18 protein-coding genes are annotated in these 17,709 nt (G+C 70.0%); 6 read left to right on the top strand and 12 right to left on the bottom strand.

Annotation, left to right across the window (positions count from 1 at the left end):
* Positions 1 to 26: 26 nt before the first annotated feature.
* The gene (locus ACYVLQ_RS17160; RefSeq protein WP_460698475.1) at positions 27 to 1,160 is read right to left on the bottom strand and encodes a bifunctional 2-methylcitrate synthase/citrate synthase; all 1,134 of its coding nucleotides are present in this window, start codon (positions 1,158 to 1,160) and stop codon (positions 27 to 29) included.
* Positions 1,161 to 1,164: 4 nt separating this feature from the next.
* Positions 1,165 to 2,073 carry a methylisocitrate lyase gene (gene prpB / locus ACYVLQ_RS17155; RefSeq protein WP_460698474.1) on the bottom strand — a complete coding sequence of 303 codons (909 nt, stop codon included), beginning with the start codon at positions 2,071 to 2,073 and terminating at the stop codon, positions 1,165 to 1,167.
* Between the two features lie 419 nt (positions 2,074 to 2,492).
* On the opposite strand from prpB, the gene ACYVLQ_RS17150 reads away from it, so the two are divergent.
* The gene (locus tag ACYVLQ_RS17150) at positions 2,493 to 2,663 is read left to right on the top strand and encodes a DUF1737 domain-containing protein (RefSeq protein WP_460698473.1); all 171 of its coding nucleotides are present in this window, start codon (positions 2,493 to 2,495) and stop codon (positions 2,661 to 2,663) included.
* 17 nt (positions 2,664 to 2,680) lie between these two features.
* Here the strand turns inward: ACYVLQ_RS17150 and ACYVLQ_RS17145 are convergent, their stop codons facing one another.
* Positions 2,681 to 4,189: an MmgE/PrpD family protein gene (locus ACYVLQ_RS17145; RefSeq protein ID WP_460698472.1), complete on the bottom strand. Its 1,509-nt coding sequence runs from the start codon at positions 4,187 to 4,189 to the stop codon at positions 2,681 to 2,683.
* A 116-nt stretch (positions 4,190 to 4,305) separates the two neighbouring features.
* Here ACYVLQ_RS17145 and ACYVLQ_RS17140 point away from each other — a divergent pair, with 116 nt between their 5' ends.
* Positions 4,306 to 5,727 (top strand): short-chain fatty acyl-CoA regulator family protein, encoded by a 1,422-nt coding sequence (locus ACYVLQ_RS17140; protein WP_460698471.1) that lies wholly within the window; start codon positions 4,306 to 4,308, stop codon positions 5,725 to 5,727.
* A 70-nt stretch (positions 5,728 to 5,797) separates the two neighbouring features.
* Positions 5,798 to 5,965, top strand: coding sequence for a hypothetical protein (locus tag ACYVLQ_RS17135; protein WP_460698470.1), 168 nt, complete (start codon positions 5,798 to 5,800; stop codon positions 5,963 to 5,965).
* A gap of 62 nt (positions 5,966 to 6,027) precedes the next feature.
* Here ACYVLQ_RS17135 and ACYVLQ_RS17130 read toward each other — a convergent pair whose 3' ends face one another.
* The 4 genes from ACYVLQ_RS17130 to ACYVLQ_RS17115 form a co-directional block, all read right to left on the bottom strand.
* Positions 6,028 to 6,570 (bottom strand): hypothetical protein, encoded by a 543-nt coding sequence (locus tag ACYVLQ_RS17130; protein WP_460698469.1) that lies wholly within the window; start codon positions 6,568 to 6,570, stop codon positions 6,028 to 6,030.
* A gap of 66 nt (positions 6,571 to 6,636) precedes the next feature.
* Positions 6,637 to 7,542, bottom strand: coding sequence for an EamA family transporter (locus ACYVLQ_RS17125; RefSeq protein ID WP_460698468.1), 906 nt, complete (start codon positions 7,540 to 7,542; stop codon positions 6,637 to 6,639).
* Between the two features lie 250 nt (positions 7,543 to 7,792).
* Positions 7,793 to 10,060 (bottom strand): ATP-dependent DNA helicase RecG, encoded by a 2,268-nt coding sequence (recG, locus tag ACYVLQ_RS17120; protein ID WP_460698467.1) that lies wholly within the window; start codon positions 10,058 to 10,060, stop codon positions 7,793 to 7,795.
* Entirely contained in the window at positions 10,061 to 11,977 is a 1,917-nt protein-coding gene (locus ACYVLQ_RS17115; RefSeq protein ID WP_460698466.1) for a DAK2 domain-containing protein, read from the bottom strand.
* A 310-nt stretch (positions 11,978 to 12,287) separates the two neighbouring features.
* On the opposite strand from ACYVLQ_RS17115, the gene rpmB reads away from it, so the two are divergent.
* Both rpmB and ACYVLQ_RS17105 read left to right on the top strand, forming a co-directional pair.
* On the top strand, positions 12,288 to 12,479 hold the full coding sequence (gene rpmB, locus ACYVLQ_RS17110) for a 50S ribosomal protein L28 (RefSeq protein ID WP_011210730.1): 192 nt from the start codon (positions 12,288 to 12,290) through the stop codon (positions 12,477 to 12,479).
* An 82-nt stretch (positions 12,480 to 12,561) separates the two neighbouring features.
* Complete coding sequence (locus ACYVLQ_RS17105; protein WP_460698465.1) at positions 12,562 to 13,089, top strand: GNAT family N-acetyltransferase; 528 nt, start codon at positions 12,562 to 12,564, stop codon at positions 13,087 to 13,089.
* Here the strand turns inward: ACYVLQ_RS17105 and ACYVLQ_RS17100 are convergent.
* The 3 genes from ACYVLQ_RS17100 to ACYVLQ_RS17090 are packed head-to-tail and all read right to left on the bottom strand — an operon-like array spanning position 13,052 to position 15,042.
* Positions 13,052 to 13,318 (bottom strand): hypothetical protein, encoded by a 267-nt coding sequence (locus tag ACYVLQ_RS17100; RefSeq protein WP_460698464.1) that lies wholly within the window; start codon positions 13,316 to 13,318, stop codon positions 13,052 to 13,054. The genes ACYVLQ_RS17105 and ACYVLQ_RS17100 overlap by 38 nt on opposite strands.
* Before the next feature lie 38 nt (positions 13,319 to 13,356).
* Positions 13,357 to 14,034 carry a uracil-DNA glycosylase gene (locus tag ACYVLQ_RS17095; protein ID WP_460698463.1) on the bottom strand — a complete coding sequence of 226 codons (678 nt, stop codon included), beginning with the start codon at positions 14,032 to 14,034 and terminating at the stop codon, positions 13,357 to 13,359.
* Between the two features lie 39 nt (positions 14,035 to 14,073).
* On the bottom strand, positions 14,074 to 15,042 hold the full coding sequence (locus tag ACYVLQ_RS17090; protein WP_460698577.1) for a thiamine-phosphate kinase: 969 nt from the start codon (positions 15,040 to 15,042) through the stop codon (positions 14,074 to 14,076).
* Between the two features lie 457 nt (positions 15,043 to 15,499).
* On the opposite strand from ACYVLQ_RS17090, the gene ACYVLQ_RS17085 reads away from it, so the two are divergent.
* The gene (locus tag ACYVLQ_RS17085) at positions 15,500 to 16,201 is read left to right on the top strand and encodes a DUF3515 domain-containing protein (RefSeq protein WP_460698462.1); all 702 of its coding nucleotides are present in this window, start codon (positions 15,500 to 15,502) and stop codon (positions 16,199 to 16,201) included.
* Positions 16,202 to 16,261: 60 nt separating this feature from the next.
* Here ACYVLQ_RS17085 and ACYVLQ_RS17080 read toward each other — a convergent pair whose 3' ends face one another.
* The gene (locus ACYVLQ_RS17080; protein WP_460698461.1) at positions 16,262 to 16,561 is read right to left on the bottom strand and encodes a DUF6191 domain-containing protein; all 300 of its coding nucleotides are present in this window, start codon (positions 16,559 to 16,561) and stop codon (positions 16,262 to 16,264) included.
* A gap of 39 nt (positions 16,562 to 16,600) precedes the next feature.
* Positions 16,601 to 17,704: a D-alanine--D-alanine ligase family protein gene (locus ACYVLQ_RS17075; protein WP_460698460.1), complete on the bottom strand. Its 1,104-nt coding sequence runs from the start codon at positions 17,702 to 17,704 to the stop codon at positions 16,601 to 16,603.
* Positions 17,705 to 17,709: the final 5 nt, after the last annotated feature.

Raw genomic sequence — 17,709 nt, 5'->3', positions numbered from 1 at the left:
CACTGGTGTCACGGTCGCGGCGTGCGTCAGGCCACTCCCACGACCCGTTGCGGCACACCCACATACTCCGACAGCGGGCGGATGAGCGCATTGGACTGTGACTGTTCGATGATGTGGGCGGTCCAGCCGGTGATGCGGCTCATCACGAAGATCGGCGTGAACATGTCGATGTCGAAGCCCATCAGGTAGTACGCGGGTCCGGCGGGGAAGTCCAGATTCGGTTCGATGCCGGTCGATTCCGCCATGGCCGCCTCGAGTTCGGCGTACATGCGCAGCCATTCGTGGCCGCCGGTCACCTCCGCGACCTGCTTCAGGGCCGCCCTCATGGTCGGCACCCGGGAATCGCCGTTCTTGTAGACGCGGTGTCCGAAACCCATCACCTTCTCCTTGCGGGACAGCCTGTCCCGCAACCACTCCCGCGCCCGCTCCGGCTTACTGATCTCCAGCATCGCGTGCATGACGGCCTCGTTGGCGCCGCCGTGCAGCGGGCCCTTCAGCGTGCCGATGGCGGCCGTGACCGCGCTGTACATGTCGGACTGCGTCGAGGTGACCACGCGCGCGGCGAAGGTCGAGGCGTTGAAACCATGCTCGGCGTAGAGGATCAGCGATGTCTCGAACGCCGCCACGATCCGCGGGTCCAGGCGGCGGTCGGCGGTCGACGGTTCGCCGAAACACATGTAGAGGAAGTTCTCGGCGAAACCCCGCTGCTCGTCCGGGGCGATCGGATCCAGCCCGCGGCGACGGCGCATATCGGCCGCGATCACCGTGGGCAGGATCGCGGTCATCCGTAATGCCTTGGCCAGCAGCGCTTGCGGGCTCGTGCCCCGGTCCTCGAGTGGATCCTCGGCGCCGAGATAGCTGACCACGGTGCGCACGACATCCATCGGGTGGCAGGTCTCGGGCAGCTTGTCGATCAGCGCCAGCAGCGAGCGATCGAGGCGCCGCTGCGCGCGTTCGCGGTGGCGCAGCGCCCGCAGCTGGTTCGCGTCGGGCAGCTCGCCGTACCACAGCAGGTGGGCGACCTCCTCGAAGCCGCAGTGCCGCGCCAGATCCTGGACCGCGTAACCGCGGTAGGTCAGGGAGTTGGTTTCGGGAACGACCTTCGAGATGGCGGTGGTGTCCACCACGACCCCGGCCAGTCCCTTCTTGATCTCGGTCATGGAGTCACTCGCTCACGGTGAAATTGAAGATGCCGGAATCGAATTCGTTGTAGTGCTGGTAGCCGAGCAGCTCGTACAGCCGTGCTCGATGCTGCATAGTGTCGAGCAGGCCGGATTGGGTTCCGGTGGCGGCGATTTCGCGCAGCCCGGCCTCGACGGCGAACATCGCCAGGCGCAGGGTGGTGACCGGGTAGATGACGGCGTTGTACCCGAGACCCTCGAGTCTCTCCGCCGACAGCAGGTCCGACTTGCCGAATTCGGTCATATTGGCCAGCAGCGGAACCGGCACGGCGGCACGGAACTTCGCGAACTCGCTGGCATCGGCCAAGGCCTCGGTGAAGATCAGATCGGCACCCACGTCGGCATAGGCCTTGGCCCTGTCGATCGCCGCGGCCGGCCCCTCGATGCCGCGGGCGTCGGTGCGGGCGCAGATCACGAAGTCCGGATCGCGCCGGGCCGAGACCGCCGCCCGGACGCGCCGCACCATCTCCTCGACCGGTACGACGGCCTTTCCGTCGAGATGCCCGCACCGCTTGGGGTTCACCTGGTCCTCGATGTGGCAGCCCGCCAGGCCCGCGTCCTCGAGCAGCGTGATCGTGCGGGCCGCGCTCATCGGCTCGCCGAATCCGGTATCGGCGTCGATCAGTGTCGGCAGATCGGTGACCCGTGCGATCGCGCGGCCTCGCTCGGTCACCTCGCTCAGCGTAGTCAGCCCGATATCGGGCAGCGCGAGTTCGGCGGAGACCACCGCCCCGGACACGTACACGCCCTCGAACCCGAGTTCCTGAACCAGCTTCGCCACCAGGGGGTTGAACGCCCCGGGCAGCCGCTGGATCCGCCCGCTGGCCAGCCCGGCCCGCAGCGCCTTCCGCTTGTCGCTCGCGGACCTCGCCGCCGCCATCAGCCCGGTCACAGCGACCGCCGCCGCGTTGCCCGAACGTCCTGCCCGATTGTCGTCCCGGCCCGAATGTCCTGCCCCATTGTCGTCCCGGCCCGAATGCCCTGCCCCATTGTCGTCCCGGCGTGCTCTTGGCCGGGATCCATCCCCGCCACCAGGAGATTCCGGCCAAAAACACGCCGGAAAGACAAGGGTGAAGCAGACCCGAAAGACGAGGGCCAGGCGCGCCGGAAAGACAACGGTGGAGCGTGCCGGACAGACAAGGGCAAAGCGCGCCAGCCAGACCAGGGCGAAACGCACCAGACAGACAAGAGCGAAACGCACCGGACAGGTGGGGGTGCAACGCGCCGGACAGATGGGGGTGAAGCGGGCCGGAAAGAGGAGGGTGCAGGAGCTGTGGCTGCGGTGGAGTGAGATGGCCCTAGGCTCGTCTTATGACCGAACCGCTGCGCTACCGCCTGATCACCGGCCCCGACGACGCCATCTTCTGTGAGCGGATCAGCAAGCTCCTGGAGGACGGCTACCGTCTGCACGGCTCGCCCTCGGTCACGTTCAACGGCATCCACGTGATCGCGGCGCAGGCCGTGGTGTGGGAAGGCGACTGAGATACGTTCCGGCGGCATCAGAAGATTCCCTTTCCGGTCGACGGCGCCGCCGCGAGCACGTCGGGAGAGACCGTGAACGTCAGCTGGTCCAGCTCGTCCGGCCGCAGCCGCGGAGTTCGTTGCGCCGCATCGAGAAAGCGGTCCTGCTCGGCGGGCTCGAGTACGCCCTCGGCGAGGGTGCGGAACTTCGCGATGTACTGCTCGCGCCCGAAGGGCCGCTCCCCCAGCGGATGCGCGTCGGCCACGGCCAGCTCGTCCACGATCGTCTCGCCGTCGGCCAGCGTCACTACCGCCCGTGCGCCGAACGCCTTCTCGCTCGGATCGGCGGAGTGGTAGCGCCGGGTCCACTCCGGGTCCTCGACCGTGCGGATCTTCTGCCACAGCGCCACGGTGTCGGGCCGCCGCGCCCGCTCCGGCGCGTACGAACGCTCGTGGTGCCAGGTTCCGTCCTGCAGGGCCACGGCGAAGATGTAGGGCACCGAATGGTCGAGCGTCTCCCGGCTGGCGTGCGGGTCGTACTTCTGCGGATCGCCGGACCCGCTGCCGATCACCACGTGCGTGTGGTGGCTGGTGTGCAGCACGATCGAGGCGATCTTGCCGAGATCGCCGATGCGCGAGCGCATCCGGCGCGCCAGGTCGATCGGCGCCTGGCTCTGATACTCGGCCGAATGCTCCTTGGTGTAGCTGTCCAGGATCGCCCGCTTCGGCTCCCCCGGAACCGGTAGCGGCACGGCGTATTCCGCGTCCCTGCCGCCCAGCAGCCGGGCGATCACGCCGTCCTCACCCTCCCAGATCGGCGCGGGGGCGCCCTCGCCGCGCATGGCCCGGTCCACCGCTTCCACGGCCATCTTCCCCGCGAAGGCGGGCGCGAAGGCCTTCCAGCTGGAGATCTCCCCCTTGCGCGACTGCCGGGTGGCGGTCGTGGTGTGCAGGGCCTGGCCGATGGCCTGAGAGATCGTCTCGGCGTCCAGGCCCAGCAGGGTGCCGATACCGGCCGCGGCGGACGGCCCGAGGTGAGCGATGTGGTCGATCTTGTGCTCGTGCAGGCAGATTCCGCGCACCAGGTCGATCTGAACCTCGTAACCCGTTGCGAGACCGCGGATCAGGTCCGCGCCGCCGCGCCCGGCATGCTGCGCGACGGCGAGGATCGGCGGGATGTTGTCTCCCGGATGCGAGTACTCCGCGGCCAGGAAGGTGTCGTGGAAGTCCAGCTCCCGCACCGCGACTCCATTGGCCCACGCCGCCCACTCGGGTGAGAACCGGTGCGTGGCGGGCAAGCCGCAGACGGTGGCACCCGGCGCGTAGGGGTGCGCCTGCGCCTGACGTCGAGCGGTCGTCGGCGGGCGCCTGCGCAGCGCGGCCGCGGCCACCCCGGCATTGTCGATGATCCGGTTGACGATCATCTCCGCTACCTCCGTCGGCACCGGGACGGGGTCGGCGGCCACCTCCGCGATCCGGGTCGCCAGATGGTCCGAGCGGGGAAAGTCATCCGCCGAGGCATGGGAACGTGCGATATGACGCTTCATACTTCGCACGCTACGCAGCGACGCATCGCGACAAAACACCTTGCAACAGTAGATTTTTGTCGGCGAGTACAGCCAATATTGCAATGTTTGCGAAGCCAGTGGGTAGCATCGGCGGCGTGCGCAAGATGTATGCGGGTGCCCGACTACGGCGGTTGCGCGAGGAAAGGCGGATGACCCAGGCCGCGCTGGCCAAGTCCCTGGAACTATCCCCCAGCTACCTCAACCAGCTCGAGCGCGATCAGCGACCGCTCACCATTCCGGTACTGCTGAAACTGAACTCGACCTTCGACCTGGATGTGCAGTTCTTCGCCGCCGACTCCGATGCGCGGCTGGTCTCGGACCTGCACGAGGTGCTGGTCGAGGCCGCCGGCGGCACGGCCCCGCCCGCCGCCGAGGTCGAGGACCTGGCCACCCGTCTGCCCGAGGTCGCCAAGACCATCGTCGCCATGCACCGGCGACTGCGCGCGGCCACCGACCAGCTGGACCTGCTGTCCTCCAAGGTCGCCACCCCGACCGGAGCGCCCGGCGTCCCGATGCCCTACGAGGACGTCCGCGACTTCTTCTACGACCACCACAATCACATCGCCCAGTTGGACCTGGCCGCCGAGCGGCTGTTCGACGAGTGCGGGCTGTCCGTCGGCTCGCTGGACCGGCAGCTGGCCCGCGTCGCCGAGGAGAAGGCCGGGGTGACGGTGCTGGTGCGCGGCGACGGCGCCGACCCGGCCATTCCCAAGCGCCACTTCGATTCCGAGAGCCGCACCCTGACCCTGGCCCGGCGGCTGCGCCCTGGTCAGCGCGCCTTCCAGATCGCCACCACCCTCGCGTTCCTGCTCTACGGGCCACTGCTGGACGAGGTGCTCAGCGATACGCCCTCGCTCACCGGGGAGTCCCGGGCGCTGGCTCGGGTGGGGCTGGCCAACTACTTCGCCGGTGCGCTGGTGCTGCCGTACGGGAAGTTCCTGCGCTCGGCCGAGGAATTGCACTACGACATCGATCTGCTGGGCCTGCGGTTCGAGGTGGGTTTCGAGACGGTCTGCCACCGGCTGAGCACACTGCAGCGGCAGGGGCAGCGCGGGGTGCCCTTCTTCTTCGTGCGCACCGATCGCGCCGGAAATATCTCGAAGCGCCAGTCCGCCACCGCGTTTCACTTCTCCCGGGTCGGCGGCAGCTGCCCGCTGTGGGTGGTGCACGAGGCCTTCGCGCATCCGGGCCGCGTGCTCACCCAGGTGGCCTCGATGCCCGACGGGCGGCGCTACCTGTGGGTGGCCCGCACCGCCCATTCCGCTCCGCGCGGATTCGGCACGGCGGCAAAGGAATTCGCCATCGGCCTGGGCTGCGATATCGAATACGCCGACCGGCTGGCCTATTCCAAGGGCCTACAGCTCGACGACCCGTCCGCGGCGATCCCCATCGGCGCGGGCTGCAAGGTGTGCGAGCGCTCGGCCTGCCCACAGCGGGCGTTCCCGCAGATCGGACGCCCGCTGGCCGTCACGGAGACGACCTCGATCGACCTGCCCTACCCCCGCGCGGTGCCCTGAGGGGTAGGGCGGCGGAATCCCCGCCGGGGTACAGACTTCGGCGACCCTGACCGATGATCACGACGCGGACGTGGTGCGCGAACAAGCAGCCCGGGCGGGAGTCCACCTCGAATCGCTCACGACATTCCGGTCCGCACCGGCACGTCCGGCGCGCGACCTGGTGCTCGGCTACGGCAACATCACCCCGGGCGGCATCGATCAGGCGATGGCGGCACTGGCCGAACCGCTCCGTCCCTGAGCTTCCGAGGGCCATTGATCGGCACCCCTGATTCCACTGCAACCCGAACTGCTGACCCTCGCCTACTCCAAGGTCTGCTCCTCGGCCGGGCGGCCGGGGAGCGGGTGAGCCAGAAAGCCCTCGGCGAAGAACTGCATGGAACCGCACCGGTCGCATCGATAGGCGTGCTGTTTCACGACCTCCTGACCCCAGTCGCTCGGATGATCGGTCAGCAGCCCGCTGTGCCCCGTGACGAACCCCAGCACGCCGATGTATGTCCGCTGTCGCTCGCACCACGGGCAGGTGAGGTCAACAGCCTCGCGACGACGGCGGATCTCGTTCTCCTGCAGCGTTATACGTTGTTGCGCCTGAGCCAGGTAATGCGCGGCCTCTGGGAGGGACAGGTGGGTCGCCGCACCCCACGAACCTTCATATCCGCCGTTGACGATTGTCCGCAGATGCGCGAACCCGGCCTCGGAGCGCCGCACCACCCGGGTGCCCCGAATCCCGCCCTCGATCCGGAAGGTGATCTCCGCGCGCGAAACTCCGTTCGGCAGGCCCCTGGCCACCGTCACCCGCTTGGGGTCATCCGCATCCGGCTTGAACTCGATCCCCCGGTCCCGCACGACATCCACCATACCGCCCGAGCGCGGGATGCCGGTCCGTAGCGGCGCCGACAGACATCAGGCGGATCACACCCGTGCCGAACGCGTGGCGCCGATGGAGGCGGCGACGACGCAGGCGATGCCGCCCCACTGCTGAATGTTCATCAGTTGGCCGAGGACCGCCAGCCCGGCGAAGGCGGCGACGGCGGGTTCCAAGCTCATCAGGACGCCGAAGACGCGGGGCGGGATGCGGCGCAGGGCCTCGAGTTCCACCGAGTACGGCAGCACCGAGGACAGAATGGCGACGCCGAATCCGGCGGCGAGCACGGACGGCTGGAGGAGCGCGGACCCGGCCTCGGCGATGCCGACCGGCGCCATCAACACACCGCCGAAGGCCATGGCCAGCGCCAAACCCCCACCGCCGCTGGTCTTCTCGCCTAGCTTGGCGCTGAGCAGGATGTAGCCCGCCCAGCACGCGGCGGCCGCCAGGGCGAACGCGACGCCCGCCCACCCCACCGGACCATCGGCGTGGGTGAGCAGCAGGACGCCGCCACCGGCCAGGACCGCCCACACCGGATCGGTCCAGCGGCGCGACCCGGCCAGGGCCACCGCGAGCGGGCCCAGGAATTCGATGGTGACCGCCATGCCGAGCGGGATGCGGTCGATCGCCTCGTAGAAGAACAGGTTCATCGCCGCGAGCACGGTGCCGTACGCGAGGACCACCGGCAGGGCGCGGCGCTCGATGCGCAGCGCGGAGCGCCAGAAGACGAGCAGCACGATGCCCGCGAAGAACAGCCGCAGGCTGACCGCACCGCCCGGTCCGGTGGCCGCGAACAGCCGATTGGCCAGCGCGGCACCGATCTGGACGCTCACGATGCCGAGCAGCACGAGCACGGTCGGCGGGACGCCGCCGATGCCCTGGCGCGGCCGCAGCCGGGAGAGCACCTGCGGCATAGTGGGTTTGCGGCCCCATTCGAGATCGATCGCTACCACCGGCGCTCCCTCCTGCCTCGCAGCCTCCAGAAATCCGACCTTGGCAGCATCCCACCGACCACCGACACGTTTCCACCCGGTAGATTCCGGCCAAAAGCATGCCGGCAATAATGGTGGTGCCATGCGCCGGAGCGGAAGGGACACCACACCGGACCGGGAAGGGACACCACAACGGAGCGGGAAGGGACGCCACGGAACCGGACGAGACGCCACCGGAACGGGAGTAGTCACGCCGCGTGCGACGCGGCGGCTACGACTTGGCCAGGTATTCCAGGCGTTCGGCGTCTACCGCCGCGCGCATCATGCTTGCCAGGCCAGGGTGTTTTTTCAGGCCCGGGTCGGCCTCGACGAGTTCCCGTGCCAACTGCTGTGCCGTGGTGATGATCTCGAGGTCGTCCAGCAGCGAGAGCAGGCGGAGGCTGCGGGCGGTGCCGGATTGGGCGGAGCCGAGCACGTCGCCCTCGCGGCGCTGGCGCAGGTCGAGCACCGACAGCTCGAAGCCGTCGAGGGTGCCCGCGACCGCTTCGAGCCGGACCATGGCGCCGCCCATCGGCGAGGTCTCGGTGATCAGCAGGCACAGGCCCGGGTGCTTGCCGCGCCCGACGCGCCCGCGCAACTGATGCAGCTGGCTGACCCCGAACCGGTCGGCGTCGACGATCACCATCACCGTCGCGTTGGGCACGTCCACGCCGACCTCGACGACGGTCGTGCACACCAGCACGTCCACGTCGCCGTCGTTGAACGACCGCATCACGCGGTCCTTCTCGTCGTTGGGCAGGCGGCCGTGCAGCAGGCCCACCCGCAGGTCCGCGAGCGGACCGCCGCGCAGCGTCTCGAAGACGTCGGTCGCGGCGTGCGTGGTGGAAGCCTCCTTCCCCTCCTCCGATTTCTTCTTGCGCCCCTTGCCGTGTCCGTTCTCGTCCTCGTCGCCGATGCGCGAGCACACCACGTACGCCTGGCGACCCGCGGCCACCTCCTCGCGGATACGCTCCCAGGCCCGCTCCACCCAGGCCGGATGCGCCTTGGCGGGAACGACTTTGGTGGTGATGGGCGAGCGCCCACGCGGCAGCTCGGTGAGCGTGGAGGTTTCCAGATCCCCCAGCGTCGTCATGGCGATGGTGCGCGGGATCGGGGTCGCGGTCATCACCAGCAGGTGCGGGCTGATCCCGTTCTTGGCCTTGGCGCGCAGCGCATCCCGCTGTTCAACACCGAAGCGGTGTTGCTCGTCCACGATCACCATGCCGAGATCGTGGAACTCGACCGCGTCCTGGATCAGCGCGTGGGTGCCGATGACGATGCCCGCCTCGCCGGTCATGGCGTCCAGCAGCGCCGCCTTCTTCGCGGCCGCCGGCATCGAGCCCGTCACCAGCGTCACCTTCGTGGCGTACTCCGCGGCGCCCAGCTCACCCGCGGCACCGAGGTCGCCGAGCATCGCACGCAGCGACCGATAGTGCTGGGCGGCAAGCACTTCCGTCGGCGCCAGCAGGGCACACTGCAGCCCGGAGTCGACCACCTGCAGCATCGCGTGCAGGGCCACGATCGTCTTGCCCGAGCCGACCTCCCCCTGCAGCAGCCGGTGCATGGGGTGATCGCGGGACAGGTCGTCGGAGATCTCGGCGATCACCTTCTGCTGCCCGGCGGTCAGCTCGAACGGCAGGCGCTGCTCGAAAGCCGTTGCGATGCCGTCGGCGCGGGGCGGGCACGGCTTCGCGGCGCGGCCTTCGGCATCGTGGCGGCGCTCCGCCAGCACCAACTGCAGGGCCAGCGCCTCGTCGAAACGCAAACGCTCCCTGGCCTGTTCGATATCGGACTTGCGCTCCGGCAGATGGATCAGCCGCAGCGCGTCGGTCACGGCCATCAGGCCGCGGTCCTCCCGAATATCCCGGGGCAGCGGGTCGTCGATCGGATCCAGCTGGTCGAGCACCTGCCGGACGCAGGCCAGCAGGTCCCAGCTCTGCACCTTCGCGGTGGCGGCGTACACCGGAATGTACTCGCGCTCGAAGAACGAGACGTCCACTCCCCCCGCGCCCTTCGCGCTCTGCGCCAGCCCCCGCAGGTTGCCGCTGCCGCGCACCGAGGTGAGGTTCTCCACCGACTCCCCCGCCTCGGGCAGGATCAGATACGACGGGTGCGACAGGTTCCACCGATCGGGGCGCCAGTAGTGCACGGTGCCCGACATCATCGCCCGAACGCCCTGCTTGACAAGGTAATTCACCTTGTCGCCGTTGAAGAACGTGATCTCCACGGGGCGGCTGGAGCCGGCGTCGAGTTCCACCTTCAGCAGATTCCCCCGCCGCTGGCGCATCGGGCGCTTCTCGGTCTTGGTCACCCGGCCGACCACCGTGAGGTGCGCGCCCTCCTCCGGCGCCTCCTCCGTGAGCGGCTGCCCCTGCGTCGCGTAGCGCAGCGGGTAGTGCCGCAGCAGGTCCTCCACGGTGTGCATATCGAAGGCGTCGGCCAGCGGTTCGGCCGCCTTCACGCCCAGCACGTGATCGAGCCGGTCGCGCAGCGTCGTCATCTATTCCACCCCGATCTGCACCAGGTCTGCGGATTGCCCGCCGTCGTAGGTGACGACCTCGACGCCCGGGAAGTTGGCGATGATGTGCTCGGTCAGCGCCTCGCTCAGCCCGGCCGGGGCCGCGGCGCCCAGCAGCAGCGTGACCAGTTCACCGCCGAGGCCGAGCATCCGGTCCAGCAGCGTGCGGGCGGCCACGCCGACGACCGGGTCGATCACGACCACGTCGTGTCCGACCAGCCCGAGGCCGTCGCCCGGCTCACAGGTGCCGACGATGGTCAGCGCCCGCTCGGCGGCCACCCGCAGCGCGCCCCACCGGGCCGCGGCGGCCGCCTCGGACATGGCGAACACGTCGTCGGCGGCGGTGCGGCCGCCGTCGTGCAGGGCCAGCGCCGCCAGGCCCTGCACCATCGACCCGCTCGGCAGCATCAGCACCTCGCGCTGCCCGTCGCGCGCGGCGACGCTCACCGCGACCAGTTCGTGGGCGGGCAGCGCGCCGTTGGGCAGCACCAGCACCTCGCGGTGCGGCATGTCCCGGATGGCGGTCAGCAGCGCCTCGGCGGTCACCTCGCCGTCCAGCACGACCGCTCCGGCGTCCTCGAACAGCCGGGCAGCTCCCGGCCCGGCGGCGACCGCGAGGATCCCGCGGTCGGACCCCCGGTGTTCGTCCACCGCGAGCCCCTCGATCCGGATGCGGCTCACGGCCCCCGCGCGCAGGCCCGCCTCCACGGCCGCGCCCGCATCGGCGCAGTGCACGTGCGCCGACCAGGCGCCGCCGCCGTCACCGACGACGACGACCGAATCGCCCAGGCGCGCAAGGGAGTCGCGCAGGTCCGCGATGCGGTTCTCGTCGGTGTCCGACAGCAGGTACATCACCTCGTACTGCGGTCGCGCCACACCGTCATCGTCGCTCGTACCGTCCGCGCCCGCCGCGGTTTCCGCCGCACGGTATGAACTCCCCACCGTTCCGGCACACGACGAACCGCCGGATCCGAGCAAGGCAGCCAAGTCCCGGCCCACAACGGGGGGCGACCCGCGGGGAGCAGCACCTGGGGCCGAGCGGCCGCCAGGGGCAGACGATCCCTCCACTCCGGCGCGACCGCGTGGCCCGGGGCGCGCCGCCGTGGCGGGGGGCGCGGGCACCGGCTCGACCTCCGTGTATTCCGGCCGGAACGGAATCTGCCCGGTGATCACCGTGACCAGGCTGTCCAGCAGGATCAGAAGCCCCCGCGCCCCCGCGTCCACCACCCCGGCGGCACGCAGCACGTCCAGCTGCGAGGGCGTATCGCCCAGCGCCTTCGCCGCACCGTCCGCCGCGGTCTCGGCCACCGCGGCGAGCGAGTCTTCCGCGCAGTCCTCCCCCCGGTCCGCCGCCGCCTCCAGCACGGTCAGCATGGTGCCCTCGACGGGTTCGCTCAACGACTCCCGCACCAGAACGGCGGACCGCCGCAACGCCGTTCGCAACGTAGCGGCCGTAAGGGGGCCGCCCGCAACGGCTTCGGCGATACCCCGCAGCACCTGCGACAGAATGATGCCCGAATTGCCGCGCGCCCCAACGGTCGCCGCCCGCGCCATCGCCCCCGCCACACGCGCGGCGTCGCCGGTTTCCGGCAGCGCACCGTTGTGTGTGCCAGCGTCAACGGCCACCGCCAACGTGCCGCTCCTGCTGCCGTCGCCGCCACTCCGCGTCATGGCAGAGCGGCCGGAGTACACGGCGGGCCCGGTCTCCGATTCCCCGGCATCGACCGCCCGGAGCGCCGCGCGCATAGTGACGAGGAGGTTGGTGCCGGTGTCGGCATCGGCGACCGGGAAGACGTTCAGCGCATTGATCTCGTCGCGGCGCCGCTCGAGTCCGTCCAGGCAGAGCCGAGCCCACCGCGCGAGTGCAGCACCATCCAGCTCCTCCCGGAACCCGGGCACGCCACCGTCCTTTCGCCGCAGCTGCGATCAGCCAAACCCCGACCGCCAGCCTAGTCTCCCGCACCGACACGTGCGGGAGCGCAGTCGGCCGTCACTCGCCGTGCGGTACGTCATATCCTCCCGGATCCGCCGACGACCCTGATTGGACATCGATCACCGGCCCCGGCTAGTCTTGCAGGGTTGCCTCACGCAGCCGTGGATCGGCCGCGTTCGCCAGCGGGTCTCCGTGGGCAGGCATGACGACAAAGTTTCCGGACAGGCTGTCCCGCGAAGACAGCGGTCCCCACATGACATGAAGGAGCTCGCGACTATGGCTGCCGTCTGCGACGTCTGCGCCAAGGGCCCCGGCTTCGGTAAGTCGGTTTCGCACTCGCACCGGCGCACCAACCGTCGCTGGAACCCGAACATCCAGACCGTCCGCGCGCAGGTTGCCCCGGGCAACACCCGCCGGATGAACGTGTGCACCTCCTGCCTGAAGGCGGGCAAGGTGGTCCGCGGCTGAGCTGCGCGAAACCGTCGAACGGCGCCCCGGCGCACCCGCGAGGGTGACCGGGGCGCCGTCGTCGTTGCATGGGCAGGGGATCATGACCGAACCGACCTGGCGGATCGCGCCGCTGGCGGCCGAGCACACCCGCAGCCTGGCCGAATGCCATATCGCCTGCTGGCGTGAGGCCTATCGGGACCTGGTGTCGCGGCACGTGCTCGCCGCGTTCGACGTCGACCGCCGCGCCGAGCAGTGGGAGCGCGTACGCCTGCGGTACCCCGACTCCACGACGGTCGCCCTCACCGGGGACACCGTCATCGGATTCGCCAGTGGCGGCCCGTCCCGGGACCGGCCGCCGGTGGCCGCCCGCGAGGTGAACGCGCTGTACGTGCGGGCCGCCTGGTACGGCACCGGCGTCGCCCACGACCTGATGCGCGCGGTGCTGCGCCCCGACGCAGACACCTCGCTGTGGGTGTTCGAGGAGAACCCGCGCGCCCAAGCCTTCTATCGGAAATACGGTTTCGAACTCGATGGCACCTTCCGCACGGAGGCGTTCACTCCCACCATCGAGGTTCGCATGATTCGCCGGGTCAGTTGGCTCCGCCGAGGCACTGCACCTCGGCACTGATGCTCTGCAGCGCGCACAGTCCGAAGGCGTTCACATTCGACGACAGTGAGGCCGAGCCGGTCTGCGGGTCCCACAGCGCCAGCACCGGCGCGGCCTCGGTGGTCGTCGTTTCCTGCGGGGCCGCCTGCTCCAGGGGCAGCGGCGCGGCCTGGGCGGCCGCGGGCGCGCCCAGAATGGCCGCTCCCGCGGCAACGGTGACGACGGCGCCACGCACGGACTTGATCTGCATGCAACTTCTCCTGTTTCGATCCAGCGTCATAGCCCCGGTCAGGGCAGACGCCAGTCGACCGGAGCGGCACCCAATGTACCCAGCAATTCGTTTGTTCGCGTGAACGGCCTCGATCCGAAGAATCCGCGCGAAGCGGACAACGGTGAGGGATGGGCGGATTCGATGTACGGAACGTCGCCCAGCATCGGCTTGAGCGTCGACGCGTCGCGACCCCACAGGATCGCGACCATCGGCTGGTTACGCGCGACCAGCGCGCGAATCGCCTGCTCCGTCACCGCTTCCCAGCCCTTCCCGCGGTGCGAGGCGGGCTGGCCGGGCTGCACGGTCAGCACCCTGTTCAGCATCAGCACGCCCTGGTCCGACCACGGTGACAGGTCACCACAGCCCGGCGTGGGGTGGCCGAGGTCCTTGGAGTACTCCGAGAAGATGTTGGCGAGGCTGCGCGGGACCGGCGAAACATCCGGCGCCACCGAGAAACTCAGCCCCATGGCATGCCCGGGGGTCGGGTAGGGGTCCTGGCCCACGATCAGCACGCGCACCTTGTCGAAGGGCCGCTGGAACGCGCGTAGCACGTTCTCGCCCTTCGGGAAGTAGCCACGACCCGCGGCGTTCTCCGCACGGAGGAATTCGCCCATCGCCGCGATCCGGTCGGCAACCGGTTCCAGTGCTTCGGCCCAGCCCGTATCGATGATCTCCGACAGTGGTTTTGCGCCCATGTCGGGACAACATAGCCTGGCGAGTTTCACGACGGTAGCTCACCCACCTTCCATGAACGATTCCCAGCCGACCGGTCCGGTCCAGGGCTCGCCGTCGACGGTCACGCCGGAGCCGGTCCCGACCCGTCCCACCGGCGCCCACCCGTCGGGAAGTGCTTGCCCGGCGCGGAAAGTCGCGGCGAAGGCATGGTCCTCGCCGCCGGTGAGGATCCAGGCGGCCGGGTCGGCGCCGAGCAGTTCGGCCGCGGGCCGCAGGGCCGGATCGGTCAGGGCGCCCGAGTCCACATCGACGGCCACGCCGGAGGATTCGGCGATATGACCGAGATCGGCGAGCAGGCCGTCGGACACGTCGGCCATGGCCGTGATCGCGGCGTCGGCGGGCATGCCGAGCACGGTCCCGTACGGCGGCTGCGGGACTCGGTGCGCGGCAACGACTTCCGGAAACCTCGCGGGGTCGATGCCCGCGGCCAGCACCGCGAGCCCGGCCGCCGACCAGCCCAGCCGCCCCGCCACCGCGACGATATCGCCGGGGCGGGCCCCCGAGCGCAGGACCGGACGGGCGGGCGGATCGCCGAAGGCGGTCACCGAGATCACCAGCAACGGGCTGCGGACCACATCGCCCCCGGCGATGGAACCACCCGCACGGTGCGCCTCGCGCCACAGGCCCTCGACGAACCGGTCGACGAATTCGACGGGCGTGTCGGCGGGGCAACCCAGCGACACCACGAACGCGCTCGGCGCCGCGCCCATCGCGACCACGTCGGCCGCGTTCTGCGCGACGGCCTTGCGCCCGATGTCCCCGGGCGACGACCAGTCGAGCCGGAAATGCCGGTCCTGCACCAGCATGTCGGTACTGACCATGTACCGCCCGGCGGGCGCGGCCACGATCGCCGCGTCGTCGCCGGGGCCGAGCAGCACACCGGCGCTCTGGCTGCGGCCGCCGTTCATGCGCGCGATGAGCGCGAACTCTCCCAGTTCGCGGACCGTGCGCGGGGTGCTGTCGGTGATGACGCTCTCCTTCCGATGAGCCGACCGCCGTCGGCCGGATCGACAGTACTGGCGCGCCCGGCCGCGCCCGCGACGCACCGCCGCGAGACACACTCGGCGCACCTACGGTCCGACTACCCCCATCCACGGCCGCCGCACCTCCGGCACACCCCCCGCGACCTCCGCACGCCGACCCCCCGACCATCGCAGGCTCCGGCACACTCCCCGCGAGCTCCGCGCACCGACACCCAGGGCCATCGCACCTCCGGCACACTCCCGACCGCGGCGTCTACGCGCCGACACCCACGACCTCCGCATTCCGATAGGACCCAGGTCGGGGCGACGCGGCATTTCGTACCCTCCGACCTCCTCCTCGAGCCGCGTAATCCGGTTCGCTACGCTCGGGACCGGAATCCATCCCAGCAGCGGCACGCCGGACCCGCGGCGCGAATCAGGACGAGCGGAGACGAACCCCCGGATGAGCAGCGAGACGGAGCGGTCCGAAGGCACCCAGCCCGAACACCCGGATCGAGTATCCGGCGCGACATCGGGTGATGCCACCGCCGGAACCGGCTCCACGTCCCCCACCGCAGCGGCGGACAACTCCGGTGACCGCTACAGCGACGCTTCCGACGGGGACGCTCCCCGGTTTTCCCCCGCGCTCATCGCGACGGCCGTGGCGCTGCCGGTCGCGCTGATCGTCGCCGTGCTGGTGATCGCCGTGATGTCCCGGCAGAACCCGGTGCGGGAGCCGCTGGCCCTCGGTTCCATTCCGGCTCCCGGAGCCACCGGCGAGGCCTGTACGGCGCTGCTGCCCGCGCTGCCGGACGAACTGGGCGACTACACCGAGGCCGAACTGGCGCAACCGGCTCCGATCGCCACCACCGCCTGGCAGCTGCCCGACGGGGGCGAGCCGATCGTGCTGCGCTGCGGCCTGGACCGCCCGATGGAATTCGACAAGGCGTCGTCGCTGCAGGTGGTGAACGGGGTGAGCTGGTTCGAGCTGCGCGACCAGACCTCGGGCGTCACCTCCGGCACCTGGTTCGCCGTCGACCGCGGCACCTACATCGCCGTCACCATGCCCAACAGCGCGGGACCGACACCGCTGCAAGATATCTCGGACACCATCATCGAGACGATGCCCGCCCGGCCGATCGACCCGGGGCCGGTTCCGAACTAGCGATTCCGGCCAAAAGCATGCCGGAAATACGAGGGGCAGGCCATGCCGGAACAGGAGAGGTCAGGAGGGGCGGAGGCGTGCCTTGCCGGAGGTCAGGTCCAGGTCGAATCCGCCCGGGGCGCCGTCGCCCGGGTTCTCGCGGTGCATGAGCACCGACTGGCGCTGCTCGAACTCGTGGCGCTTGGCCGCGGTGAACAGGGCGTCGAACTGTTCGAATCCGATCGCCGAGGCGCGCTCGCCCTCCTCGCCGCGCATCCACGGCAGCGCGGCGCGGCCGGTCACCTTCCGATATGCCACCTCGGCGAAGGCGACCGCAATTATCAGCAGGGCCAAGCCCGGGATGGTCATCGCGACGAGCACCCCATCGAGGGTACCCGGGCGGCCCGGGCGCGACGGAGATCAGCGCAGCCCGGTACCCCGCGACACAGCCGTCTCCACCAGTGTCGTGATCAACTCCCGATTATCGATGCCGGTCGACTCCCACATGCGCGGATACATCGAGATCGAGGTCATGCCGGGCATGGTGTTGATCTCGTTGAGCACCGGGCCGTCAGCGGTGACGAAGAAGTCGACCCGGGCCAGGCCCTGGCAGTCCAGCGCCCGGAACGCCCGCACCGCCAGCTCCCGGACCTGTTGGGTCACATCGTCGTTCAGCTTGGCCGGGATATCGAACTCGCACACGTCGTCGAGGTACTTCGTGTCGAAGTCGTAGAACTCGGGCGCCGCCGCGCCGGGATCGGCGTCAGGCATCCGAATCTCCGCCGGGACACTGCCTTCCACCCGGCCGTCCGGGAATTCCAGTACGCCGCACTCGACTTCGCGACCGACGACGGCCGCCTCCACGATCACCTTCGGATCATGTTGCCGCGCAACCGCGACGGCCGCGTCGAGCCTATCCCAGTCGTCGACCTTGGTGATGCCGATGGACGAACCGCCCCGCGCCGGTTTGACGAAGACGGGCAGCCCGAGCCGCCGCCGGTCCGCCTCGGACACGGTCGCGACGCCCGGCCGCAGCACCACGTGGTCGCCGACCGGAAGCCCCTCGGCCACAAGGAGTTTCTTCATGTACTCCTTGTCCATGCCGGTGGCGCTGGCCAGCACCCCCGGCCCGACGTAGGGCAGGCCCGCCAGCTCCAGCAGACCCTGGATCGTGCCGTCCTCGCCGAACGGACCGTGCAGCACCGGGAACACGACGTCGACCGCGCCGAGGCCGGACCCGGTGCCGCCCAGCGCCAGCAGCTTGCCGGAGCGGGTCGGATCCGCCGCCAGCACCAGTTCGGTCCCGGACGAGTCCACCGCGGGGAGCGAACGGTCGGCGATCGCGAGCGCGCGGGCGTCGGAATCGGCCAGCACCCAGGTGCCCTCGCGGGTGATGCCGATCGGCACCGCCTCGAACCGCTCGGGGTCCAGGCTGCGCAGGACGAAGCCCGCCGACACGCACGACACGGCGTGTTCGTTGCTGCGTCCGCCGAAGACCACCGCGACCCTGATCCGGTTGCTCATAGAGC

The organism is Nocardia thraciensis (assembly GCF_054782435.1).
This window is presented reverse-complemented; position numbering and strand designations above follow the sequence as displayed.

Coding starts and splice junctions, on each gene's coding strand:
- ACYVLQ_RS17160 (WP_460698475.1), bottom strand. CDS start 1,160: ATGACCGAGATCAAGAAGGGACTGGCCGGGGTCGTGGTGGACACCACC.
- ACYVLQ_RS17150 (WP_460698473.1), top strand. CDS start 2,493: ATGACCGAACCGCTGCGCTACCGCCTGATCACCGGCCCCGACGACGCC.
- ACYVLQ_RS17145 (WP_460698472.1), bottom strand. CDS start 4,189: ATGAAGCGTCATATCGCACGTTCCCATGCCTCGGCGGATGACTTTCCC.
- recG (WP_460698467.1), bottom strand. CDS start 10,060: ATGACGACGCTGCGCGACCGGCTCGATCACGTGCTGGGCGTGAAGGCG.
- rpmB (WP_011210730.1), top strand. CDS start 12,288: ATGGCTGCCGTCTGCGACGTCTGCGCCAAGGGCCCCGGCTTCGGTAAG.
- ACYVLQ_RS17105 (WP_460698465.1), top strand. CDS start 12,562: ATGACCGAACCGACCTGGCGGATCGCGCCGCTGGCGGCCGAGCACACC.
- ACYVLQ_RS17100 (WP_460698464.1), bottom strand. CDS start 13,318: ATGCAGATCAAGTCCGTGCGTGGCGCCGTCGTCACCGTTGCCGCGGGA.
- ACYVLQ_RS17095 (WP_460698463.1), bottom strand. CDS start 14,034: ATGGGCGCAAAACCACTGTCGGAGATCATCGATACGGGCTGGGCCGAA.
- ACYVLQ_RS17085 (WP_460698462.1), top strand. CDS start 15,500: ATGAGCAGCGAGACGGAGCGGTCCGAAGGCACCCAGCCCGAACACCCG.
- ACYVLQ_RS17075 (WP_460698460.1), bottom strand. CDS start 17,704: ATGAGCAACCGGATCAGGGTCGCGGTGGTCTTCGGCGGACGCAGCAAC.